The organism is Asanoa sp. WMMD1127 (genome assembly GCF_029626225.1).
Classification (GTDB): Bacteria; Actinomycetota; Actinomycetes; order Mycobacteriales; family Micromonosporaceae; genus Asanoa.
Genome location: NZ_JARUBP010000001.1, coordinates 3,320,151 through 3,343,980, shown reverse-complemented (window position 1 = coordinate 3,343,980; position 23,830 = coordinate 3,320,151). Strand labels below are relative to the sequence as shown.

Sequence of the window (23,830 nt, the reverse complement as noted above, 5' to 3'; positions counted from 1 at the left end):
GATGTCCGATAGCTGACCACCCTTTGCGGCCAAAACCGGCGCACCCCCACCATCCGGCGGCGCAACGGGGATTTGGCCATCCGTCCCGCCAGCAACTATGGTCCGGTACTCCGACGAGCAATCGACCGATCGGCCATGGGCATGTAGTGAAGTCGACACCAGTTCGTCCTTCCGACGCCCTTGCCACGCGCGGCCCGGATAGAGCATCGTCGCCTGTGTTAAGGCTCCCTTAAGGGAGCGCACAATCTGTCCACAGTATCCAGAGGTGGAGATGACCAAGTCGCGGGGGCACGTGGTCATCGTGGTGGTCAACCTGCCGGTCGAGCGCGACCGAAGGGTGATCCGCGAGTGCCTGGCCTTGGAGGAGGCCGGCTATCGCGTCACGGTGATCTGCCCGCGGGGTTCAGCCGGCCTGACGAGGCTGCCCGGCAGCCGGTCGACCGACATCCGGTCGTTCCCCCAGCCGCTGGCCGGTTCCGGTGTGCTGTCGTTCGCCTTCGAGTTCGCCTGGGCCCTGCTCGCGGTCACCACCCGCCTGCTCGGCCTGATGCTGCGCACCCGGGTCGACGCGGTCCAGGCCTGCAACCCGCCCGACGTCTTCTGGGTGCTCGCCGTCCTGCTGCGGGCGATGGGCAAACCGTTCGTCTTCGACCACCACGACCTGAGTCCCGAGCTCTACGAGTGCAAGACCGACACCCCGAACCCGCGGGTGCTGGCCATCCTCAAGTGGTTCGAGAAGATGTCGTGGCGCCGGGCGACGGCGGTGGTGTCGACCAACGAGTCCTACCGCGATCTGGCGATCAGCCGCGGCGGCCTGCGGCCCGACAAGGTCGTCGTGGTGCGCAACGGCCCGACCATCGCCGAGGTCGCCTACCGGCCCGACGCGCCGCGCAGCGGCCCGCACACGATCGTCTACCTCGGCGTCATCAACCCCCAGGACCACGTCGACGCGGCCGTGCTCGCCGCCGAGCAGCTGATCGGCCTGCGCGGCGACACCGACTGGCGACTGGTCGTCGCCGGCGACGGTGAGTGCCTGCCGGGGCTGCGCGAGCTGGCCACCGCCCGCAACCTCGACCGCGTCGTCGAGTTCCGCGGCTGGCTCGAGGCCGACGAGGTCGACGCGCTGCTCAACTCCGCCACCGTCGCCGTGCAGCCGGACCCGCCGACCAAGATGGCGGAGCTGTCGACGATGGCCAAGACCGTCGAATACGTCGCCCGCGGGCTTCCGGTGGTCGCCGTCGACCTGCTGGAGACCCGGCGCACCGCGGAGGGCGCGGCCCTCTACGTGCCGACCGGCTCGCCGGACGAGCTCGCGAAGGCGCTCGACCTGCTGTTGAGCGACGCGGCCGCGCGGGCATCGATGAGCGAGGTCGCCCGCCGGCGCTTCGTCGAGCAGCTCGCCTGGGACCACCAGGCCAAGTCGTACATCCGACTGTGGGATCGGTTGCTGGGCCAGACGCGAAACGGTTACAAATCAGGTTCACCGGTGGGGGGAGGCAACCGACCGGCGAGCCCTCGTGATACCAACCAGACGGTCTCCTGACGACCTGACGCCTCCTTCCGCCGCTTCGATCAAAGGGCCTTTCCATGGACCTCCTTGACCTCCTCAAGCTCGTCGTCCGGCGGTGGTACGTCGCTGTTCCGATCGTCATCCTCACGCTCGCCGCGGCGGTGGCGCTGGGCAGCGCGATCCAGCCCGAATACAAGACCGCCGCGACCGTGATCCTGGTCCCGCCGACCACCTCGGCGGCGAGCCCGGCCAACGGCGCCACCCCGGCGCCCGGCAACCCGTGGCTGCGGATCGGTGAGGCGCAGATGGCGCAGGCCGTGCAGATCGCGGTGTCGTCCGGCGAGGCGCGGCAGAAGGTCGTCGCGGCGGGCGGCGACTCCGCCTACGAGATCACGCTGGTCACCCGCAGCTCGATCATGACCGCCGAGGTCTCCAGCGAGAGCAGCGCCAAGGCGCTCGCCACGGTCGAGGCGGTCACCAAGCTGATCAGCGACGAGGTCGTGGCGCAGCAGGCCAAATACAAGCCCAAGGCGGGCGAGGAGATCACCACCCAGGTGCTCGACCCGGGCCTCAACGTGACGCCGTCGCGGTCCAACGTGCTGCGGGCCCAGATCGTCGTGCTCGCCATCGGCCTCCTGCTGATGGCCGCCGCCGTGGTCGCCTACGACGCGATCGCCCGGCGCCGGCTGACCAAGCAGGTCAACACCCGCGCCGGTCTGCGGGCCAACGCGACCGCCGGCACCGCCAGCGTCGAGCAGCGCCGCCCGCAGCCCCCGGCCAAGGCCGTCGGCCCGCTCAACAGGAACGTCCCGGCCCGGACGTCGGACGCCGAGCCGGACGAGCCCGCCGAGGCCACCCAGATCATCCGGATCAACAGCACGCCGGTGACCGCCAACGGCCACTCCCCCAGCGGCACTCCGCAGCAGGTCTCGGCCGACTACGTGCGCGCGCCGGAGACCGACGACACCATCCTGCTCACCGCGGTGCGGACGCCCAGGCCTGACGACGACGCTCAGTAATAGTGCAGACCTACCTATCCGCGCGGAGAACGGCGACCGTCTACGACGGCGTGACACCCAGCGTCATCGAGTTCCGGGACGCGACCGCCTGGGTGAGCTTCACCATCTTCGCGATGTACTTCCTGCCCGCCCGGCTGATCTTCCCTCCGCTGACCACGCTGGGCCGGCCCGGTGTCGTGGCCGGTCTGCTGCTGTTCGTCTGGTGGGTGCTGACCCGCTTCCACCCGTCGCTGGTCACCCGCGGCCAGCAGCCGATGCGCTGGGCGCTGGCCTTCTACTTCGTCACGATGGCGACGTCCTACATCGCCGGGCAGGCCCGCGGCCTCGACCCGCTCGAGGCCAACCAGGCCGACCGCACGGTGCTGATGGCCTTCGCGGCCGGCGGCATCCTGCTCGCCGCCTGCGACGGCGTGCTGACCCGCGAGCGGATCGACACGGTGCTGCGCTGGCTCTGCTACGGCTCCGCCGTGATGGCGCTGTTCGCGTTCGCCCAGTTCGCGCTGCGCCAGGACTTCACCGGCTACCTCAAGCTGCCGCCGGTCCTGCAGTTCCAGCGTGACCTGGTCGGCTTCGACGACCGTGGCGGCGGCGGCCTGGTCCGGGTGGCCGGCACGGCCGGCCACTACATCGAGTTCAGCGTGCTGATGGTGGTCGCGCTGGTGGTGGCCATCCACTACGCGCGGTTCGCCGCGACCCGGCGGGAACGGCAGGTCTTCGCCGGCATCGCGATGCTGGTCGCCGGCGTCATCCCCATCTCGCTGTCGCGCACCGGCGTGCTGGCCCTCGGCGCCGCGATCCTCCTGCTGATCCTCGTCTGGCCGCTGCGCACGACGTTCAACGTGTTGGTCGTCGGCATCTTCCTCACCGCGATCATCCAGGTCGGCAAGCCCGGCCTGCTCGGCGCGCTGCGGTCGCTGCTGTTCGCCGGCTCCAGCGACCCGAGCGTGCAGGGCCGGCTCGAGGACTACGACTACGTCGCGCCGTTCATCAGGGAACGACCGTGGCTGGGCCGTGGCGTCGGCACCTGGCTGCCGGAGCTCTACCAACTGCTCGACAACCAGTGGCTGGTCACGATGGTGACGACCGGCATCGTCGGCGTGGTCGGGCTGGCCGGGCTGTTCATGGCCGGCATCTTCGTCGCCGCCCGTGTCCGCCGGTTCGCCAGGACCGACAGCGACCGCGACCTGGCCGCCGTGCTCGCCGTCGCGATCGGCGTGCTGGCCGTGGCCGCGTTCACCTTCGACGCGCTCTACTTCTCGACCTACCTGTTCACGATGCACCTGCTGCTCGGCCTGGCGGGCGCGATGTGGCGGCTCACCCGGGCACAACGGCTGAACTGAGAGGCGACATTGGGCGGCATCGACATCCTGATGATCACGTACGACCGGCCGGAGTACGTCCGGCTGTCGCTTCCGCACCTGCTCGACAGCTGCACCGACGACGCGCGGGTCTGGCTCTGGCACAACGGCGCCGACGCGGCGACGCTGGCCGCCGTCGAGGAGTTCCGGCACGACCCACGGGTGCACCGGTTCCACCACAGCCCGACCAACGCCGGCCTGCGCGAGCCGACCAACTGGCTGTGGTCCGAGTCGTCCGGCGACTACCTGAGCAAGGTCGACGACGACTGCCTGCCCGACAAGTCCTGGCTCGACGTGCTGCGCCGCGCGCACGAGGACGTCCCCGAGTTCGGTGTGATCGGCACCTGGCGGTTCCCGGACTCCGACGTCCGGCAGGATCTGGTCGACCGCAAGCTGGCCACCTATGCGGGCGGCCACCAGCTGATGCGTAACCACTGGGTCCAGGGCAGCGGCTATCTGCTCAAGCGGGCGATGGTCGAGCGCACCGGCCTGCTGGCCGAGGACGACTCGTTCACCAGCTGGTGCCTCAAGGCGGCCCGGCTCGGCTTCGTCAACGGCTGGGTCTATCCGTTCCTGCCGGAGGACCACCTCGACGATCCGCGCAGCCCGCGCACGATCTACCACACCGACGAGGATTTCCTGGCCCGCCGGCCGCTGTCCGCGCAGAAGACCGGCGTACGCACGGTCGCGGAGTGGACCGAGCAGATGAAGCGGTCCGCCCACGTGGTCCAGGCGGCCTCGCTCGACCTCCGCGAGTATTCCGGCTGGCGGCAGCGCGGCCGCTCGCTGTCCAAGCGGATCCGCCGCACGATCACCGGGCGCGCGCCGTGGTGAGCGTCGTCGTCGCCGCCCACAACGAGGCGACGGTCATCGAACGCACGCTGCGCCACCTGCTCGACGGCGCCGAGCCGGGCGAGTTCGACGTGGTGGTGGCGGCCAACGGCTGCACCGACGACACCGCGGCCGTGGCCCGCTCCGTGCCGGGCGTCCGGGTCGTCGAGGTGGCGGAGGCGTCGAAGCCGGCCGCGCTCAACGCCGGCGACGCGGCCGCGGCCAGCTTTCCCCGGATCTACCTCGACGCCGACATCGCGCTGACGGCCGCCGGCGCCCGGGCCCTGGCGGCCGCGGTCACCGGCCCGGTCATCGCCGCGTCCCCGCGCCGGGTGCTCGACACCGCCGGCCGGCCACTGCTGGTCCGGGCCTACTTCGCCGTCAACGGGCGGCTGCCGGCGTTCCGCGACGCCCTGTTCGGCCGCGGCGCGATCGTGCTGTCCAAGGAGGCGCGGGCCCGGTTCGACCAGTTCCCCGACCTGGTCGCCGACGACCTGTTCCTCGACGCGCTGTTCGCGCCCGGCGAGAAGCGCGAGGTCGCCTCGGTGCCCTCGGTGGTCGCGACGCCGACCCGCACGCCGGACCTGCTGCGCCGGCTCGGCCGGGTCCGCGGCGGCAACAGCGCACTGCGCGACGCGGCCGCGGCGGCCGACGCGACTCTCGCCGTGCGCCCGTCGCGAAAGGCGTCCTGGCTGGTCGACGTCGTGCTGCCGCGACCGTGGCTGTGGCCGGCCGGGGCGTGTTACGCCGCGCTGACGCTGCTGGCCGAGCGGCGGGCCAGGCGCACGCCGGCGGGAGCGGCTTGGGCCAGGGACGAGTCCACCCGCTAACGTGGCCGCCGTGGCCGACTCGCAAGCCCTCGCGCTCGTCAACTCCTGGCCGGTGAAGACCGTCGCCGTCGCCGTGGTCAACAAGGACGGCGTGCTCGCCCGCACCGGCCCCGACACCCCGCTGCCCTGGGCGTCGGTGACCAAGCCGCTCACCGCGCTGACCGTCCTGGCCGCCGCCGACGACGGCCTGGTCTCCCTCGACGACGCGGCCGGCCCGCCCGGCGCCACGGTGCGCCACCTGCTGGCCCACGCGTCGGGGCTCAACTTCGGCGACGACCAGGTGATGAGCCAGCCCGGCAAACGGCGGATCTATTCCAACCGGGGCTTCGAGGTGCTCGCCGAGTTCGTCGCGGGCCGGGCCGAGGGCAGCTTCGGCGACTTGATGATCGACCTCGTGCTCGACCAGCTCGACATGCCCGACACGGTGCTCGACGGCTCGCCGGCCTCGAAGGTCACCGGTTCGATCGGCGACCTGGCGACGCTCGGCCGGGAGCTGCTGAACCCGACGATCGCCCCGGCGCTGACCCGCGAGGCGGCCGAGGTCGCGTTCCCCGGCCTGGCCGGGGTGCTGCCCGGCCACGGCCGGCAGGACCCCAACGACTGGGGCCTGGGCTTCGAGATCCGGTCGCACAAGCACCCGCACTGGACGGGCGCCCACAACTCACCGCAGACCTTCGGGCACTTCGGCCAGACGGGCACGTTCCTCTGGGTAGACCCGGTCGCCGGGCTCGCCTGCGCCTGCCTCACCGACCGCAACTTCGGCGAGTGGGCCGCCCCGCTCTGGCCGGCCCTGTCCGACGCGGTCCTCGCGGAGTTCGCTCAGCCATAGCGAGGCGCGTTGCGGGACCGGATGACGCCCGGGGCGCGGCGGTCGCGGGCGCGCCAGCAGCCGCTGTGCCAGTGGCGGCGGTCGGTCAGGTCACCGCGCTCGTCGGCCGGCCAGACCACCACGTGCGCGGTGCCCGGCCGGATCTCCTGGTCGCAGCCCGGGCAGCGGTAGGTCTTCGCACTGCCGCCACCCGGCACCAGGCGCACCATCCAGTCGCCGTGCCGGTCGCCCTCGACGGAACCGACGCCGCGGCGCAGCGCCTCCTCGTCGAGCGGCCGACCGTCGCCGGGCTTCGGGCGGTTGCGACGCGGGCTCACACCCTAGAGATTAGTGTGGTCCCGAAATCCCCGGCCGGCCTTGCGTCCCACGTAGCCCGCCGTCACCAGGTGTTCCAGCAGCGGGGCCGGAGCGAAGCCTGGCTCCCGCAGCTCGAGATAGAGCTCCCGCTGGATGGCCAGGGCCACGTCGAGGCCGACGGTGTCGAGCAGCTCGAACGGCCCCATCGGGTAGCCACAGCCCAGCTTCATCGCGTAGTCGATGTCGTCGACCGTCGCGTAGGACGCCTCGAGCATCCGCACGGCGTCGTTGAGATAGGGGAACAGCAGCGCGTTGACGATGAAGCCCGACCGGTCGGCGCAGTGCACACCGGTCTTGCCCAGCGCCGCCACCAGCGCGTCGGCCGCCGCCGTGGCCTCCGGCGAGGTGCGGATCGTGCGCACGATCTCGACGAGCTGCATCACCGGCGCGGGGTTGAAGAAGTGCAGGCCCACCACGTCGGCCGGCCGCTGGGTGGCCATCGCGATCTCGATCACCGGCAGCGACGACGTGGTCGTGGCCAGCACCACACCCGGCTTGCAGATCTCGTCGAGGGCGGCGAAGACCGCCTTCTTGACCGAGATCTCCTCGACGACCGACTCGATCACCAGGTCGACGTCGTCGAGGTCGTCGAGCCGGTTGGACCAGGTGATCCGCCCGAGCGCCGCGTCCTGGTGGGCCTGCGACAGCTTGCCCTTGACGACGGCCTTGGCCAGCGACGCGCGGACCGCCTCGGTCACGGCCGTCGTCTGCGGCTCGCCGCGGGTGACCGACACCACGTCGAACCCGGCCCGGGCCGCCACCTCGACGATCCCCCGCGCCATCACCCCGGAGCCGACCACGCCGATCGTGCTGATCGCGGCGGCGTCGCCGAGGGTCGACGGCGCCGGCGGCGCGGTGTGCTCGTCGGGCACCACCTTGGGCGACCCCGGCCCCTCGTAGGTGTAGAAACCCCGGCCGGTCTTGCGGCCCAGCAGGCCGGCGGTGACCATCTGCTTGATCAGCGGCACCGGCGCGTGCCGGCGGTCACGGCCACCCCGGCGGTACATCGTGTCGAGAATCTCGTACGCCGTGTCGATGCCGATCAGGTCCATCAGCGCCAGCGGGCCCATCGGGAGGCCACAGCCCAGCCGCATCGCCGCGTCGATGTCCTCGCGCGTCGCGTAGCGGTTCTCCAGCATCGACACGGCCTGGTTGAGGTAGCCGAACAGCAGCGCGTTGGCGATGAAGCCGGCCCGGTCGTTGATCGTCACGTCGGTCTTGCCGAGCCGCGCGCACAACGCCTCGACGTCGGCCACCACCTCGGGCGCGGTGACCACCGTGCGGATGATCTCGACGAGCTTCATCACCGGCGCCGGGTTGAAGAAGTGGACGCCGATGACCTGGTTGGGCCGGGTCGTGGCCACCGAGATCTCGGTGACCGACAGCGACGACGTGTTCGTGGCCAGGATCGCGTCGGGCTTGCAGACCTGGTCGAGCTCGGCGAATAGCCGCTGCTTGAGCGGCAGCTGCTCCGGCACGGCCTCGATGACCAGGTCGACGTCGTGCAGCGCGCCGAAGCCCACCGCGAACCCGACCCGGCCGAAGATCTCGTCGCGCGCCTCCGGGCTCAACTTGCCCTTGGCGACCGCCCGGTCGATCGAGCCGACCAGCGTCGCCTGGCCCCGGTCGAGCGCCTCCTCGCTGACCTCGACCGCGACCACGGGGATGCCGTTGCGCGCGAAGACCTCGACGATTCCGGCGCCCATCGTGCCGAGCCCGACCACTCCGACGGTGTTGATCTCCCGCGACACGCAGCGCTCCCCTAACGATCCATAAGGTCAGGGTCAGTCTGCCATGCCCCGGTGGGCGTCAGCCGCCGCTTCGCACCGCCGTCACCACGTCGGCCGCGCCTTTCGGCGACAGGGTGATCGTGTAGTGGTTGGTGCCCGGCACGTCGCGCTCCACGACGCCCGGGAACGCCCGCCCGGCAGCGCCCGGTGCGAACAGCCCCTCCGGCTGGTCGAGCATCCCGCGCTCGGCCCGCAGGAAGATCGCCGGCACCGGCAACGGCTCGGGGGGAACAGGCTGCCAGGCGTAGAGGTCGCGGGCGTCCCGCAGCGCCGCCTCGAGCCGGCACGCGGGGCGGAGCACGCCGCCGTCGTCGACCAGGTCGTAGTCGGCGTACATGGTCATCGCGTCGTTCCACTCCGCCAGCGACGGGTGGGCCTGCCACAGGTCGCGGTAGGCCGCGCGGTCCGGGAACGTCATCGACAGCCGGGCGTACGCCTGGCCGATCGTCTCCGTGATCACCCGCGTGACCTGGTCGGCCGTCGGCTCGGCCGGCACGCCCGGCGGCGGCGCCAGCGGCGGCCCACCGTCGACCAGCACCAGCCGCTCGACCAGCTCCGGCTCGTGGCGGGCCAGCGCGATCGCGGCCCAGCAGCCCATCGAGTGGCCGACCACCACGGCCCGCTCCCCGTGGGCCCGGATCACCGCGGCGAGGTCTTCGGCGTGCCGGTCCATCCCGTACGGCCCGGGCAGGTCCCGGCTGCGCCCCCGGCCCCGCAGGTCGGGCGCCACGAACCGGTGGTCGAGCCCGACGCTCGGCGCGACCAGGCCCCAGGCCAGGTGGTGCGAGGTGATGCCGTGCGCGGCGACCACCAGCGGGCCGCCGTCGCCCCAGACGCCGACGGTCAGGTCGCCGCCGTCGACCGCCACCGTGTCGCGCCGGTAGGACCTCATGCCACCAGCTCCAGCAGCGCGGCGACGAACTCGGCGGGGCGCTCGATGTGCGGCGAGTGGCCGCAGTCGGCGTACACCACCTCGCGGTAGCTGCCCCCGGCCGCGGTGTAGCGCTCGAACACCGCCCGGGTCTGGCCGACCATCGGCTGTGACGGGCTCGCCTCGTCGCCCGGCCAACCCGGGACGAAACCCAGCGAGCCGAGGTACGACAGGTCGAACAGCGAGGTGTCCGAGACGATGGCGTCGCGGTCACCGCGTACCCAGGTGATGTGGGGTTTCGGGGTCACGGCGACCAGGTCGTCGGCGATCCGGAAGTGGTTGGGCGCCATCGTGTTGAGCACGCCGCGGTCGCCGGGCGCGACGCCGGGCCAGTTGGGGCTCGCGGTCGAGGTGCCGGGGTAGTTGTCGTCACCCGTCACGGTCGACAGCACGGTGTCGAGCAGCAGCTCCTCGTCGGGGCCGAGCGACGCGGGGTCGGCGACGTAGGCGGTGCGCATCACCGTGCGCGGGCTCGTCGGCGCCTCGGCCTCACGGTCCTTGGCGGCGAGCCGCGCGACGAAGTCGAGGTTGGCGGTCCCCGCGCCGGTGCCGGCGAAGTCCGCCGTGGTCGGCGTGCCGTCGAGATCACGGGTGCCACCGAAGCCGTACGGCGACAGCGGCGCCTCCAGCAGCAGCGCGTCGACCCGCTCGGGGTGGTCGACCAGCAGCTGCATCGCCACGCCGCAGCCCATCGAGTGGGCCACGACCAGCGGCTTGGCGCCGGTTGGGAACAGCTCCGGCGCGTCGAGCAGGGCCGCCACGTCGTCGGCGAAGTCGCGCAGGCCGCGCGTCGCGTCCACCGGGGCCGCCTCGGTCGACCCGTAGCCGCGCAGGTCCGGGGCCACGATCCGCAGGTGGGGCGGCAGATGGCGGAGCAGCGGCCGCCAGAAGTCGGCGGACGAGCAGTTGCCATGGATCATCAGCACGGGCGGACCGTCGGCCGGCCCGGCGACGAGGACGTTCTGGTCGATTCCGTGCGCGCGGACGCGTACCTGCTGGTGCTCCATGGCGGTCATGATGCGCCACACCCGGCGGCTTCGCTGTGTGGGGAACCCACACCTACCGGCGGGTAACCGCGGCGGCATAGACTTCGCCGCATGACTGCTGCCCGGGTGGCCGGTGTGCCCGTCGTCGAGGACGGCGCGCTGGTGTCGACGAACCCCGCGACCGGCGAAGAGGTCGGCCGGTTCCCGGTCGCCGACGCCGACGACGTCGCCCGTGCCGTCGCGCGGGCCCGCGAGGCCGCCGACTGGTGGGTCGCCCTCGGTCATGCCGGCCGCCGGGCGCGGCTGCTGCGCTGGCGGGCGTTGCTCGCCCTGCGGATCGAGGAGGTCGCCGCGCTGATCAGCCGCGAGGGCGGCAAGCCGGTGGCCGAGGCCATCGTCGAGGTGGCCGGCGCGATCGACCACATCGACTGGGCGGCCCGCAACGCCAAGCGGGTGCTCGGCCCGCGCCGGGTGCGGGGCCGGATGACGCTGGCCGAGTTCTCGGCGCACCTCGAATACCAGCCGATGGGCGTGGTCGGCGTGATCGGCCCGTGGAACTACCCGGCGATCACCCCGCTCGGCACGGCCGCCTACGCGCTGGCCGCGGGCAACACGGTCGTCTTCAAGCCGAGCGAATACACGCCGGCGGTCGGGCAGTGGCTGGTCGACACGTTCGCCGAGGTCGTGCCCGAGCAGCCGGTGCTGCAGATCGTGCAGGGCCTGGGCGAGGTCGGCGCCGCGCTCTGCCACGCCGGCGTCGACAAGGTGGCGTTCACCGGCTCCACCGCCACCGGCAAGAAGGTCATGGCGGCCTGTGCCGAGACGCTGACCCCGGTGCTGATCGAGGCCGGCGGCAAGGACGCGCTGATCGTCGACGACGACGCCGATGTCGCGGCCGCCGCCGAGGCGTGCGTCTGGGGCGCGCTGACCAACGCGGGCCAGACCTGCCTCGCGATCGAGCGGGTCTACGCGGTGGCACCGGTCTACGACGCCTTCGTCGCCGAGGTGGTCCGCCGGGCCGGAGCGCTGAAGGTCGGCTACGGCGACGGCTTCGACATCGGCCCGATCACCATGCCCAAGCAGATCGAGGTCATCCGGGGTCACATCGACGACGCGCTGACCCGCGGCGGCCGCGCGGTGCTGGGCGGCCGCGAGGCGATCGAGCCGCCGTTCGTGAAGCCCACGATCCTGGTCGACGTGCCGGAGGACTCGGCCGCCGTGCGCGAGGAGACGTTCGGTCCGACGCTGGTCATCAACAAGGTCGCCGACGTCGACGAGGCGGTCCGGCTGGCCAACGCCACCTCGTACGGCCTCGGTGGTGCGGTGTTCGGGAAGCGCCGCGCCGTGGCCGCCGCCCGCCGGCTGCGCACGGGCATGGCCTCGGTCAACTCGGTGATCACCTTCATCGGCATGTCGTCGCTGCCGTTCGGCGGCGTCGGCAACTCGGGCTTCGGCCGCACCCACGGCGACGACGGGCTCCGGGAGTTCTCCCGGGCCAAGGCGATCACCACCCGGCGCGGCCCGTCGGCCCTGCGGGCGATGACCTTCGAGCGCACGCCGGCCCAGGTCGCCCGGATCACCAAGGCGGTCAAGCTGCTCTACGGGCGGCGTCCTGGACGATGAGGCGGGCGCCGCGCACCCGGCCCACGTTGACCGTGGTGTCGACGTAGTCCATCGCCAGCACCACCGCGACCGCCCCGATCAGCAGCTCGGCGCCGAGGAGCGCGGCCGGCAGCCAGGGCACCGCGAAGCCGAAGTGGCCGTGGACGACCAGGATGCCGCCGACCGCGGCCTGGGCGAGGGCCAGCTTCCCGATCAGGCTGCCGAACCGGTCGGCCAGGGCGGCCAGCGCCTCGGTGCCGCCGTCGAGCCGGGCGCGGTCCAAGGTCTCCGCCTTCAGCAGGCCGTCCGCGTCGGCGCGTAGGCGTTCCGCGCCGAGCATGCCGCCGACCAGCGCGGGGCCGGCGCCGGCTTCGCCCGCTCTGTCGGCCAGCGCGACCAGGCGGTCGCGGGCGGTCTCGAGCCAGGTGGCGTCGATGAGGCGGCGCAGGGCGTCGAGGGCCTTGGACAGGGCGCGCAGGCCGAGGCGGACCAGCCGGCCGCCGATGTTGTCGAGGAACAGCTGCTTGCTGACCTTGTCCCAGGCTTCCTTCCACTGGGCGGGGGCCTTGCCGGCGATGCTCTTGAGTGGACCGGCGACGACGTCGGCGGTGCCGGTGGCGATCGCGTCCAGGGTGCCGCCGAGCCGGGCCCGCAGGGTGGCGACCGCCTCGGGCAGGTCGTGGGAGGCGACGCGCTCGGCCGCGTGGCGGCCGTGGGTCGTCGTGTGGTCCAGGTGCCGCAGGGCGGTGTCGAGGGCCGGGCTGGGGCTGCGTTCCTCGACGGCGGCCGCGGCGGCCAGGGCGACCTCGCCGAGCCGCAGTTGGTCGGCGACGACCGCCAGCATCGCGTCCGGGTCTTCCTGGGCCGGCCGTGCCGTCGCGCCCGGCGGGGCGTTCTCCAGCGCGGCGAGTCCACTCTCGATCGCGTCGGCCAGCCGGTCCGCGGCCGCGTCCGGTGCCGTGCCGGTGGCCAACGCGTCGCGCAGGTCACGACCCGCCGTGTGCACGGCGGTGGCCGACCGTCCGATCTCGACGTCGCTCACGGGTACAGCGTGGCACCGGCCGGCGGTCAGAACAACGTCAGCTCATCGCGCTCGATGCCGCGCAGCTTGTCGTAGTCGACGACCACGCAGCGGATGCCGCGGTCCTCGGCGAGCACCCGGGCCTGCGGCTTGATCTCCTGCGCGGCGAAGATGCCGGCGACGGGAGCGAGCAGGGGGTCGCGGTTCATCAGTTCGAGGTAGCGGGTGAGCTGCTCCACCCCGTCGATCTCGCCGCGGCGCTTCACCTCGACGGCGACGGAGCGGCCGGCCGCGTCCTTGCAGAGCAGGTCGACCGGGCCGATCGCGGTCATGTACTCGCGGCGGACCAGCGTGAAGCCCTCGCCGAACGTGGTCGGGTTGGCCGCCAGCAGCTCCTGCAGGTGCGCCTCGACACCGTCCTTGACCAGGCCAGGATCGACACCCAGGTCGTACGACGTGTCCTGGAAGATCTCCTCCAGAGTGATCCGCAGCTCCTCGCCGGCCTTGTTGACCACGCGCCAGACCCCGGGCTCCTCCTGGATCCGGCACGGCGGGCTCATCCAGTTGAGCGGCTTGTAGGCGCGGTCGTCGGCGTGCACGGAGACCGAGCCGTCGGCCTTGACCATCAGCAACCGGGTGGCCGGGGGCAGGTGGGCGGAGAGCCGGCCGACGTAGTCGACGGAGCAGCGGGCGATCACGAGACGCACCGCACAACCCTACGCGGGTGGTGCGGTGGTGCCATGCTGAGGTCGTGCTGGAAGCCCTCACCGGCGCGGGCCTCGCGACCTCCGCCGGCCTCAACGCCTACATCCCGCTCCTCGCGATCGGGGTGCTGTCGCGCTACACCGACGTGATCTCGTTGCCGGCCGGTTGGGGCTGGCTCGGCAACGGCTGGGTCATCCTCATCCTCGGCGCGCTGCTGGCCATCGAGGTCGTCGCCGACAAGGTGCCGGTGCTCGACTCGGCCAACGACATCGTGCAGACGGTGGTCCGGCCGACCGCCGGTGGTCTCGCCTTCGGCGCCGGCACGAGCAGCGCGACGGTCACCGACCCGGGCGGCTTCTTCGGCTCGCACCAGTGGGTGCCGGTCGCGGTGGGTGTGCTGCTGGCGCTCGGCGTCCACGGGGTGAAGGCGACCGCCCGCCCGGTGATCAACGTCAGCACGGCCGGCGTCGGCGCGCCGGTCGCCAGCACTGTCGAGGATGTCCTCAGTGTCGTGATGTCGGTGGTGGCGCTGCTGCTTCCGGTGCTGATCCTGCTGTTCCTGGTGCTGCTCGTCCTCTTCTTCGTCTGGGCGCTGCGGCGGCGCGGCGCCCGGCGACAACGCGCGGCCTGACCGTTCCTCACGCCGGGTCGGCGCGGCGCGCTCACCTCTCGCATTCCGGCGATAACGTAGCGTCATCGTCTCGGCTGGTGCGTGGAGGGGGAACCATGGCGAGCGTTGCCGAGGTCAAGGCCGCCATCGACGTCGCGATGGCGCACGTCCAGGAAGGACAGGAAGCGGTACGCGCCGCGACGGACAAGTTGGACGCGGCCCGCACCAGCCTCGCGGCGGCGGTCGACGGCAGCGGCCACGAGTCGGTCGCCGCGGCCCGCTCGGCCCTGGCCCAGGCGGCCACGGAGCTCGACGACTGCATGACCGCGACGCTAGGGGCGATGGAACAGGCCCAGACGTACGCCGCGGCGCTGTGAGCCTGGTGTTGGGGCTGGCCGACCGGGTCGCGCTGGTGCGGTCGTCGCTGCCGTCCGCCGAGGTGGCCCTTGCGTCCGTGTCGGTGCGGGCGGCGACTTCCGTGTTGTCCGCGACGCTCGCGGAGAGCTCCATGGCGTCGTCGGCGCGGTTGCTGTCGGTGGCCGCGTCGCATCTGGACGCGGCGGTGGGTGCGCTCGGGCTCGCGGGTGACGAGTTGGATCGGTATCTGGCGTCGGTCGGGTTGTCGTCCTTGCCGCCTTCGGCCGTGGTGGTCTCGGGGTCGTGTCCGTGGGCGGATCGGGTGGATGTGTTGACCGGGTGCGTCGGCGTTGGGCGGCCTCCCGTTTCTCCGGGGGTTTCGGTCTTCACCCTTCTGGTTGCCGCGGCGGGCGCGGCGTCTGCGGGTGATCGGGAAGGGCTGCGGCGGGCGTTGGTGACGGCGCCGCCTTCGGTGGGCTGGTCTTTGGCGGCGGCCGCCGCTCGTCTCATCGGCGCGGTCGCTCCGTCGGTGGTCCGGGAGCGGGCGCTTCCGGTTGTCGGCTCGGTCCTTCCCGGGCTGTCTCGTGCGGAGGGCGCGGCCCTGGTCGATCGGGCGCTGCGGCTGTCCGACGTTGTCGTTTCGGCCCACCCCGCTGACGCCGCCGCGATCGCCGCGGTGGTGGTGGGTTCGACCGGCGTGAGTGTGGAGTCGCTGGCCGCTTCGATCGGGGAGTCCTGATGCTGTCCGAGCCTCGCATCGCCGGCGCGGTCGGCCGCCGCGGCGGTCGGTATGCGGCGTTCTGGGTTGGCGGGGAGGCCTGAGGTGACTGGGGCGCGGGCGCGGTTGGTGGCCGAGGTGCGGGCCGAGTTGGCGGCCGCGCGGGGGCAGGCGCGGGCCACGTCGGCGGCGGCCGAGTCGCGGCGGGCTTCGGCGCTCGAGCGGTTGCGGGCCGTGCGCGAGGCGCATCTGGCCTGTGTCAAGGGTTTGGGCGCAGAGCGCGAACGGGCCCGGCGGGCGATCGAGGCCTCTTTCGTCGAGTCGTCGCGGCGGCTGGCGGCTTCGCTGGCGGATGTCGAGCCTGATCACACGCTGGTGCCGGTCGGCACCGTGCCGGCGCCCGGTTGCGACGCGGTCCTGCCCGCGCTGCTGCCGCTGCTCGACCGCGGCCACCTCTGGTTCTCGTCGTCCATGGTGGACGATGTGGTGCGGCTCGTGCTGCTGCGGGTGTTGACGGCGACTCCGCCCGGGTCGGTGCGGCTGACGGTCTACGACCCCGAGCGGCTCGGCGGCACGCTGTCCGGGTTCGCTCCGCTGGGGGCGGCGTCGCTGGTGCGGTTCGTGGGGCCGGGGGCGCTGGGGTCCATGGTGGACGAGCTGGTCGAGGAGATCGGCCGGATCAACGCCGTGGTGCTGGCTGCCGGCCACACGTCGGTGACGGCGTTGAGTCCGCGGCCGGCGCCGTGGCAGGTGGTGGTCCTGCTCGGTGACGCGGCCACCGCGGCCGAGCTGACGCCCGCCCAGCAGGCGCAGCTCGACCGGGTCGTGCGGCTGGGCCCGGCGTGCGGGATCCACCTGGTCGTCCGCGGCCTGCCGGTGCCCGCCGCCCGGACGGTGGTGGAGGTGTCGGTCGCCGACGGCGTGGCGCGCTCCGCGGCGGTGGCCGACCTGCCCATCACGCTGGACCCGGCGCCGTCGGCGGCTCTCGTCGCCGGGCGGTGCCGGGCGGTGGCCGAGGCGGCGACGTCTGGACCGCCCGCCGCGTCGTTTCTCGACCTGCTGCCCGGACAACCCTGGACCTGCCAGGCGATCGACGGGGTGTCGGCGCCGGTGGGCACGCTGCTCGGCGGCGCCGCGCCGGTGTCGCTCGCGTTGGGTGACGACCCACCGCACGCGCTGATCGGCGGGCCGTCCGGCTCGGGCAAGACCAACCTGATCTACGCGTGGCTCGGCGCCCTGTGCGCCCGGTACTCCCCCGACGAGCTGGCCCTCTACCTCCTCGACTTCAAGGAAGGCGTGTCCTTCGCCCGGTTCGCGCCGAGCCGGCGGGATCCGAGCTGGCTGCCGCACGTACGCCTGGTCGGGGTGAACATCAACAACGACCGCGAGTTCGGCCTGGCCCTGCTCCGTCACCTCGGCGCGGAGCTCCGCACCCGAGCCGCGGCCGCCAAACGTCACGACGCGACCAAGCTGTCGGAGCTGCGCGCCGAGGATCCCGGGACGCCGTGGCCCCGCATCGTGGCGGTGATCGACGAGTTCCAGGTGCTGCTGGCGGGCCGCGACGCGGTCACGACGGAAGCGGTCGCCCTGCTGGAGGACCTGGCCCGCCGCGGCCGCTCGCAAGGCATCCACCTGGTGCTGGCGTCGCAGGACGTCTCCGGCATCGAGGCACTGTGGGGGCGCTCGGGCCTGGTGGCCCAGTTCACGCTGCGCGTAGCCCTCCCCAAGGCCCGCCGCATCCTGGCCGAGACGAACCCGGCCGCCGATTCGATCCCGCGCCACACGGCGGTGGTCAACGCGGACTCGGGCGTAACCCCCGCCAACCAGGTGGTACGCATCCCCGACGCCAGCGACCGCGACACGTGGCGCCGCCTGCAACACGACCTGTGGCAACGCCGCCCCGCCCACACCCCGCCGCCCCGCCTCTTCGACGGCGACGCGGTGCCCCTCCTGCCCGCTTCCTTGTTGGGGCCGGGGGTCCACACTCCGCCGCCCCGCCTCTTCGACGGCGACGCCGTGCCCCTCCTGCCCGCTTCGTGTGTCGGGCCGGCCGCCCTCCTCGGCGAGACGATCGACGTCGGCGCCCGCCCGGCGACGTTCGCGCTCGACCGCGCCCCCGGCCGCAACCTGGCCGTACTCGGCACCCGCGCCTCCGACGCCACCGCCATCCTCACGGCGGCGGCCCTGTCGCTCGCCCCGACCGCGTCCCGCTTCAGCGTGGCCTGCCTGGACGACGCCCTGCTGCCCACCGCCGCGACCCTGACCGCGGCCCTACCGAACGCCCGCCTCTACGACCGGTCCACCGTCAGCGACCTCGTCACCTCCCCGCTGGCAGCCGACGGCGGTCCACACGTGGTGATCGGCTTCGTCTGGGACGCCCGCCCACCCGGCATCGACCTCAAGCCCCTCCTGACCCGCGGCCCGGAAAACGGCACCCACGTCCTCGGCTGGTGGCGCACGGTAGCCCGCCTCCGCGACGACCTCGGCGGCCCCGGCACCCGCACGGACGCGATCGGCGCCTGGGTAGCCCTCGACATACACGGCCCAGACCTCTCCCCCCTGTCGCCCCAGCCCGGCGGCCCCACCTGGCACCCTCGCGACCGCCGAGCCCTCTACTTCGACCGCAACACAGGCCGCCCTCCCGAGGTGGTCGTCCCATACGAAATCCCCGCCGACCGCCTGGTCGCCCGCCAATCCCCGCTGCCACGCCAACAAGACCTCCGCCAACCCGGCCAGGACCGCTCCGGCAACCGCGAGATGCCAGAACCCTGTCCCGGTCCCGCAGCCGTGGCCGCTTCGGATCCTGCGGCTGGTCACGCCCGCACGGTTCGCCCGGCAACCTCGCCAGCCTCCGCTGCTGACACCCGCAGTGACCTCGCGACACCCTCCGAGGCCGGCTCGGGCCCGATTGCCTGCTCGGTTCCAACGGCGCCGGCAAGCCAGGAGTCCGCAATGCAGTCGTCCGCTGCGAGCCCTACCGGACACTCCGGATGACCGACTACCACGGCCTCATGACGGAGCTCGCTGCGACCGTCGCCCGCCGGACCAACGACCTGGCCGCTGCCGAGCGCGCCTACCGCGACGGAATGACCGCCGCGGCCGCGGCTCTGCGGCGCGCGGAGCAGGAAGCGCACGACTCGGACCGCCACGCCGCCGCGGCGGCAGCCGCGGTGGTCGAGGTCGACCTGGAAGCCGAACGCCTCTGGGCGGACCTGCGACGAACCCGCGCCTGGCCCGGCCAACGCCCCGGCGCGGCGCCGGACCCCGCACCGGCCACGGCCCAACCCCCGGTCGAGGTCGACGACGACGCGAGCACCGCGCTGCTGGCCCGCGCCGCGAACCGCATCCACAGCGGATCACCGCGCCTCACCCTCGGCGACAACGGCAAGCTCCCTGTCCTGGTGCCTCCCCTCCTCCCCTTCCTGGGCGCCGCCACCACAGCGATCACCGCCACGTTGGCCAGCGCCCTGGCCGCACTGGCCACCCACGACCTCCCCGGCGCGGGCGCCTTGCGCCTGATCGCCTGGCTCGCCTACTTCGCCTCCCCCTTCGCCGGCATCCCCGTCGCCTCACGCTGGACCCGCCGCCGCTGGGGCGCCCGCCTGGACACCGGCGGTGTAGCCCTGACCGTCCTGGGCGGCCTCAGCGCCCTCTGCGCCGTGATCATCACCCTGACCTGACCCCTCGTCGCGTCGCCGCCTTTGACAAGCTGGCCGCCCCGCCAGCCTGACGGCGACCTTTGGGCCAGAGCGTTGCCAGCAAGATCAGGTTGACCAACCGACTCGTTAGGGCGAATCAGGTCAGGGCGTTCGCCGTGCGGATCACGTCGACCAGCTCGTTGACGATCTGGGTCAGGGCGAAGTCCTTCGGGGTGAAGACCCGGGCGACGCCTGCCGCGCGTAGCTTGTCGGCGTCGCCCGGCGGGATGATGCCACCGACCACGACCGGCAGGTCCGCGCGGCCGGCGGCCCGGAGGCCGTCGAGCACCGCGGGCACGGCGGCCAGGTGTGAGCCCGACAACACGCTCAGGCCGACCAGGTCGACGTCTTCCTCGACGGCCGCCGCGACGATCTCCTCGGGCGTCAACCGGATGCCCTGATAGATCACCTCGAAGCCGGCGTCCCGCGCCCGCACCGCGATCTGCTCCGCGCCGTTGGAGTGACCGTCGAGGCCGGGCTTGCCGACCAGCAGCCGCAGCCGCCCGCCGCCGAGGTCGGTCGCGGTGCCCAACACGCGCTCCCGTACCGCTGCCAGCGATTGGTCCTGACCGCTGCCGTTCACCGCCGACAGGCCGGTCGGCGCCCGGTATTCGCCGAACACCTCCCGCAGCGCCTCCGCCCACTCGCCGGTGGTCACCCCGGCCCGTGCGCAGGCGATGGTGGCCGGCATCAGGTTGGCACCGCTCGCGGCGTCAGCGCGGAGCCGTTCCATGGCTGACCGAACCGCCGCCGGGTCGCGCGCGGCACGCCATTCGCGCACAGCGGCGGCGGCGTGGGCCTCGACCGCGGGGTCGACCTGCTCGACATGGTCGGCCCCGGTCGTGGTCAACGGCGACGGCTCGGTGTCGACGTAGCGGTTTACCCCGACCACCACCTCGTCGCCCGACTCGATCCGCCGGCGGCGCTCGGCCAGCGACGCCACCAACTCGGCCTTGAGATAGCCCGAGTCGACGGCGGCGACCACGCCGCCGAGCGTCAGGATCTGGTCGAGCTCCCGGCGCGCACCCTCGACGATCGAGTCGACCAGCGCGGCCACCACCGGTGAGCCGTCGAACAGGTCGGGATAGTCGAGCAGGTCGGACTCGTAGGCCAGCACCTGCTGCATCCGCAGCGACCACTGCTGGTCCCATGGGCGGGGCAGGCCGAGCGCCTCGTTCCAGGCGGGCAACTGCACGGCGCGCGCCCGGGCGGACCGGGACAGCGTCACGCCCAGCATCTCCAGCACGATCCGCTGGACGTTGTTCTCCGGCTGAGCCTCGGTGAGGCCTAGCGAGTTCACCTGCACCCCGTAGCGCAGGCGCCGTTGCTTCGGATCCGCGATGCCGTACCGGCTCGCGGTGATCTCGTCCCACAGCGCCGCGAAGGCGCGCATCTTCGCCATCTCCTCGACAAAGCGCACGCCGGAGTTGACGAAGAACGACATGCGCCCGGCGACGTCGCCCATCCGCCCCGCGGGAACCTGACCGGAGTCGCGCGCGGCGTCGAGCACCGCCACCGCCGTCGCCAGCGCGAAGCCGACCTCCTGGACGGGCGTCGCGCCGGCCTCCTGCAGGTGGTAGGAGCAGACGTTGATCGGGTTCCACCGCGGCGCGTTGGCGACGGTCCACGCGATCATGTCGGTGGTCAGCCGCAGCGACGGGCCGGGCGGGAAGATGTGCGTGCCCCGGGACAGGTATTCCTTGACGATGTCGTTCTGCGTGGTGCCGGACAGCTCCGCGCCGGTAGCGCCGTGTTCCTCGGCCACCACGACATAGAGCGCGAGCAGCCACATCGCGGTCGCGTTGATGGTCATCGAGGTGTTGGCCTGGGCCAACGGGATGCCGTCGAAAAGCTCCCGCATGTCGCCGACGTGTGAGATCGGCACGCCGACCCGGCCGACCTCGCCGGCGGCCAGTGGGTGGTCGGGGTCGTAGCCGGTCTGGGTGGGCAGGTCGAAGGCCACCGACAACCCGGTCTGCCCCTTGTCGAGGTTGCGCCGGAACAGCTCGTTGCTGGCCCGCGCCGAAGAGTGGCCCGCGTAGGTGCGCATCACCCAGGGGCGGTCGCGCTCCGGCAGGCGGCCCTCCATGGGCGCAGTCTAAGGCGGCATTTACTCGCTTTTCGGACGTTTGACCGGGGTGACGGTGCATGGCAGCGAGTCTGGCGGGGTGGCGAAGATCATTATGAGTTATCCACAGATGGAAGTTATCCACAGCCAGTTGACCCGGGGCGCCCGATCGTGAACGCGAAGGGCATCATGTCCGTCATGACGCACGAGGAGCCCGCGATCGCGGTGAATGGCCTGCGCAAGGCCTACGGCGACAACGTCGCGGTGGCCGGCGTCGACCTGACGGTGCGCCGGGGCGAGGTGTTCGCGCTCCTCGGCCCCAACGGCGCCGGCAAGACCACCACGGTCGAGATCCTGGAGGGCTACCGGCACCGCGACGGCGGCACCGTGAGCGTCCTCGGCGCCGACCCCCAGCATGCCGACAAGGCGTGGCGGTCGCGGGTCGGCATCGTGCTCCAGGGCACGGGCGAGTTCGACGACCTGACCGTCGGCGAGGTGGTCAGCCACTTCGCGCGCTTCTATCCCTCTCCTGACGACCCGGCCGCGGTGATCGAGCGCGTCGGCCTGACCGAGAAGGCCCGGGCCCGCACGCACACCCTCTCCGGCGGCCAGAAGCGCCGGCTCGACGTCGCCCTGGGCATCGTCGGTCGGCCGGAGCTGCTCTTCCTCGACGAGCCGACGACCGGCTTCGACCCGGAGGCCCGCCGCGAGTTCTGGGATCTCATCCGCGACCTGTCCGCGGCCGGCACGACCATCGTGTTGACCACCCACTACCTCGAAGAGGCCGAGGCGCTCGCCGACCGGCTGGCCGTCATCGCCGGCGGCACGCTGCTGGCGGTCTCGACGCCACAGGCGCTCGGCGACCGGCAGAGCGCGCCGGCGACCGTGTCGTGGCGCACCCCCGAGGGCACCGTCGAACGCAAGGAGACCTCGACGCCGACGGCGCTGATCGCGGAGATCGCGACCGGCTACGGCGGCGAGGTGCCGGGCCTGACCGTGACCCGGCCGACGCTCGAAGACGTCTACCTCTCGATGATCGGACACCGATGACCACCGCCACGCAGTCAGCAACCGCACCGGGTCCGGTCGCGCTCGGCCTCCGGCAGGGCAGCCTCGAGATCAAGCAGTTCAGCCGCAGCCGCGAGGCCGTCGTGTTCACGATGGCGTTCCCAGCCATCATGATCGTGATCTTCGCGTCGATCTTCGACGGGGAGATCGGCGGCGGGGTCAAGTTCACCCAATACTTCATCACCGGCATGATCGCGACCGGCCTGCTGTCCGTGGGCTTCCAGAGCCTGGCGATCCAGATCCCCGCCGAGCGCGACCGCGGGGTGCTCAAGCGCCTACGCGGCACGCCGATGCCCAAGTGGGTCTACTTCGCCGGCAAAGTCATCATGGTGCTGATCGTCGGCCTCGTCGAGACGGTGGTCCTGCTGGCGGTCTCCACGATCTTCTTCGACCTCGACCTACCCTCGGGCACCCGCTGGCTGACCTTCCTGTGGGTGTCGCTACTGGGCATCTCGGCGTGCACGCTGTGCGGCATCGCGTTCTCGTCGGTCGCCCGCACGGCCCGCAGCGCCCCCGCCGTGGTCACCCCGGTCGCCCTGATCCTGCAGTTCATCTCCGGCGTGTTCTTCGTCTTCACCAGCCTGCCGACCTGGATGCAGACGGTGGCAGCGATCTTCCCGCTGAAATGGATGTGCCAGGGCCTCCGGTCGGTCTTCCTACCGGACTCCTTCGCCTCCCAGGAGCCTGGCGGCTCGTGGGAGCTGGGCAAGGTAGCCCTGGTCCTGGGCATCTGGTGCGTAATCGGCCTAGTCCTCTGCATCACGACCTTCCGCTGGACCACCAAGCGCGACGGCTGAGACCACACCGGCACACCCCCAGCCTCGAGCCAGGCCAGCCCTTCACCCGCCCCGGGCCGCTGTCGGGCAAAGCAACCAGTCACCCGGCACGCCGGAGGCGGCCAAGCCAACCGGTCACTCCGGCCCGCTCCAAGGCTCGACCCAAGCCCAACCGGCCACCCGGCCCGCTCCAAAGCTCGACCCAAACCCAACCGGCCACCCGGCACACGCCGGGCTTGGCCCAAGCCAGCCCGTCGCAGCGCCCACGCCGGCGGTCGGGCCAAGCCCACCCGGCCACCCGGCCCGCTCCAAAGCCCGACCCAAACCCAACCGGCCACCCGACCCGCGCCGGGCTTGGCTCAAGCCAGCCGGTTGCGGGGCCCATGCCGGCGGTCGGGCCAAGCCCTCCCTGCCACCCGGCCCGCTCCAAAGCTCGCCCCAAACCCCTACCCGCCACCGGGCCCGCTCCAAAGCTCGACCCAAACCCAACCCCGGTCACCCGGCACACGCCGGGCTTGTGGCCAAGCCAACCGGTCGCAGGGCCCACGCCGGCGGTCGGGCCAAGCCCAACCGGGCACCCGGCCCGATCCAAAGCTCGACCCAAACCCAACCGGGCCACCTGGCACACGCCGGGCTTGGCCCCAGCCAGCCGGTCGCAGGGCCGCGCCGGCGGTCGGGCCAAGCCCAACCGGCCACCCGGCCATCGCCGGGGGTCCGGCCAAGCCCACCGGTGACCCGGCAACGCCGGCCTGGCCACCCAAGCCAG

The 23,830-nt window shown here is 72.5% G+C and carries 21 protein-coding genes; 14 read left to right on the top strand and 7 right to left on the bottom strand.

Annotated features, from left to right (window positions below; all coding sequences use genetic code 11):
• Positions 1–271 precede the first annotated feature (271 nt).
• Genes O7635_RS15960 through O7635_RS15935 form a run of 6 tightly spaced genes read left to right on the top strand, consistent with a single transcriptional unit; the run spans position 272 to position 6,377 of the window.
• Positions 272–1,543, top strand: coding sequence for a glycosyltransferase family 4 protein (locus tag O7635_RS15960; RefSeq protein WP_278081214.1), 1,272 nt, complete (start codon positions 272–274; stop codon positions 1,541–1,543).
• 44 nt (positions 1,544–1,587) lie between these two features.
• On the top strand, positions 1,588–2,529 hold the full coding sequence (locus O7635_RS15955; RefSeq protein ID WP_278081213.1) for a Wzz/FepE/Etk N-terminal domain-containing protein: 942 nt from the start codon (positions 1,588–1,590) through the stop codon (positions 2,527–2,529).
• Positions 2,530–2,531: 2 nt separating this feature from the next.
• The gene (locus tag O7635_RS15950; RefSeq protein WP_278081212.1) at positions 2,532–3,869 is read left to right on the top strand and encodes an O-antigen ligase family protein; all 1,338 of its coding nucleotides are present in this window, start codon (positions 2,532–2,534) and stop codon (positions 3,867–3,869) included.
• Between the two features lie 30 nt (positions 3,870–3,899).
• Positions 3,900–4,721 carry a glycosyltransferase gene (locus tag O7635_RS15945; protein ID WP_278081211.1) on the top strand — a complete coding sequence of 274 codons (822 nt, stop codon included), beginning with the start codon at positions 3,900–3,902 and terminating at the stop codon, positions 4,719–4,721.
• Positions 4,715–5,548 carry a glycosyltransferase gene (locus O7635_RS15940; RefSeq protein WP_278081210.1) on the top strand — a complete coding sequence of 278 codons (834 nt, stop codon included), beginning with the start codon at positions 4,715–4,717 and terminating at the stop codon, positions 5,546–5,548. The genes O7635_RS15945 and O7635_RS15940 overlap by 7 nt, the downstream gene beginning before the upstream one ends.
• A gap of 10 nt (positions 5,549–5,558) precedes the next feature.
• Positions 5,559–6,377, top strand: a complete 819-nt coding sequence (locus O7635_RS15935) for a serine hydrolase domain-containing protein (protein ID WP_278081209.1) — start codon at positions 5,559–5,561, stop codon at positions 6,375–6,377.
• On the opposite strand, the gene O7635_RS15930 is transcribed toward O7635_RS15935, so the two are convergent.
• The 4 genes from O7635_RS15930 to O7635_RS15915 form a co-directional block, all read right to left on the bottom strand.
• Positions 6,368–6,586, bottom strand: a complete 219-nt coding sequence (locus tag O7635_RS15930) for a hypothetical protein (protein ID WP_278085492.1) — start codon at positions 6,584–6,586, stop codon at positions 6,368–6,370. The two genes, O7635_RS15935 and O7635_RS15930, sit on opposite strands and share 10 nt — an antisense overlap.
• A gap of 111 nt (positions 6,587–6,697) precedes the next feature.
• Complete coding sequence (locus O7635_RS15925) at positions 6,698–8,485, bottom strand: 3-hydroxyacyl-CoA dehydrogenase (protein WP_278081208.1); 1,788 nt, start codon at positions 8,483–8,485, stop codon at positions 6,698–6,700.
• Between the two features lie 58 nt (positions 8,486–8,543).
• Positions 8,544–9,416, bottom strand: coding sequence for an alpha/beta hydrolase (locus tag O7635_RS15920; protein WP_278081207.1), 873 nt, complete (start codon positions 9,414–9,416; stop codon positions 8,544–8,546).
• On the bottom strand, positions 9,413–10,462 hold the full coding sequence (locus O7635_RS15915) for an alpha/beta hydrolase (RefSeq protein WP_278081206.1): 1,050 nt from the start codon (positions 10,460–10,462) through the stop codon (positions 9,413–9,415). The genes O7635_RS15920 and O7635_RS15915 overlap by 4 nt, the downstream gene beginning before the upstream one ends.
• 90 nt (positions 10,463–10,552) lie before the next feature.
• On the opposite strand from O7635_RS15915, the gene O7635_RS15910 reads away from it, so the two are divergent.
• A complete protein-coding gene (locus O7635_RS15910; protein ID WP_278081205.1) occupies positions 10,553–12,064 on the top strand; it encodes an aldehyde dehydrogenase family protein in 1,512 nt (503 codons plus the stop codon).
• On the opposite strand, the gene O7635_RS15905 is transcribed toward O7635_RS15910, so the two are convergent.
• Positions 12,030–13,085: a hypothetical protein gene (locus O7635_RS15905; protein ID WP_278081204.1), complete on the bottom strand. Its 1,056-nt coding sequence runs from the start codon at positions 13,083–13,085 to the stop codon at positions 12,030–12,032. The two genes, O7635_RS15910 and O7635_RS15905, sit on opposite strands and share 35 nt — an antisense overlap.
• 26 nt (positions 13,086–13,111) lie before the next feature.
• Positions 13,112–13,771 carry an endonuclease NucS gene (gene nucS / locus O7635_RS15900; protein ID WP_278081203.1) on the bottom strand — a complete coding sequence of 220 codons (660 nt, stop codon included), beginning with the start codon at positions 13,769–13,771 and terminating at the stop codon, positions 13,112–13,114.
• 44 nt (positions 13,772–13,815) lie between these two features.
• Here nucS and O7635_RS15895 point away from each other — a divergent pair, with 44 nt between their 5' ends.
• The 5 genes from O7635_RS15895 to O7635_RS15875 all read left to right on the top strand — a co-directional run bounded on the left by O7635_RS15895 (position 13,816) and on the right by O7635_RS15875 (position 19,134).
• Positions 13,816–14,400: a DUF4126 domain-containing protein gene (locus O7635_RS15895; protein WP_278081202.1), complete on the top strand. Its 585-nt coding sequence runs from the start codon at positions 13,816–13,818 to the stop codon at positions 14,398–14,400.
• 95 nt (positions 14,401–14,495) lie between these two features.
• Positions 14,496–14,756 carry a hypothetical protein gene (locus O7635_RS15890; protein ID WP_278081201.1) on the top strand — a complete coding sequence of 87 codons (261 nt, stop codon included), beginning with the start codon at positions 14,496–14,498 and terminating at the stop codon, positions 14,754–14,756.
• Positions 14,753–15,475: a hypothetical protein gene (locus O7635_RS15885; protein ID WP_278081200.1), complete on the top strand. Its 723-nt coding sequence runs from the start codon at positions 14,753–14,755 to the stop codon at positions 15,473–15,475. The genes O7635_RS15890 and O7635_RS15885 overlap by 4 nt, the downstream gene beginning before the upstream one ends.
• Before the next feature lie 84 nt (positions 15,476–15,559).
• Positions 15,560–18,448, top strand: coding sequence for an FtsK/SpoIIIE domain-containing protein (locus tag O7635_RS15880; protein ID WP_278081199.1), 2,889 nt, complete (start codon positions 15,560–15,562; stop codon positions 18,446–18,448).
• Between the two features lie 17 nt (positions 18,449–18,465).
• Entirely contained in the window at positions 18,466–19,134 is a 669-nt protein-coding gene (locus tag O7635_RS15875) for a hypothetical protein (RefSeq protein ID WP_278081198.1), read from the top strand.
• A 115-nt stretch (positions 19,135–19,249) separates the two neighbouring features.
• Here O7635_RS15875 and O7635_RS15870 read toward each other — a convergent pair whose 3' ends face one another.
• Positions 19,250–21,241, bottom strand: coding sequence for a protein meaA (locus O7635_RS15870; RefSeq protein WP_278081197.1), 1,992 nt, complete (start codon positions 21,239–21,241; stop codon positions 19,250–19,252).
• 177 nt (positions 21,242–21,418) lie between these two features.
• Between O7635_RS15870 and O7635_RS15865 the strand changes: the two genes are divergently transcribed.
• Positions 21,419–22,270 carry an ABC transporter ATP-binding protein gene (locus O7635_RS15865; protein ID WP_278081196.1) on the top strand — a complete coding sequence of 284 codons (852 nt, stop codon included), beginning with the start codon at positions 21,419–21,421 and terminating at the stop codon, positions 22,268–22,270.
• A complete protein-coding gene (locus tag O7635_RS15860; protein WP_278081195.1) occupies positions 22,267–23,085 on the top strand; it encodes an ABC transporter permease in 819 nt (272 codons plus the stop codon). The genes O7635_RS15865 and O7635_RS15860 overlap by 4 nt, the downstream gene beginning before the upstream one ends.
• Positions 23,086–23,830 lie beyond the last annotated feature (745 nt).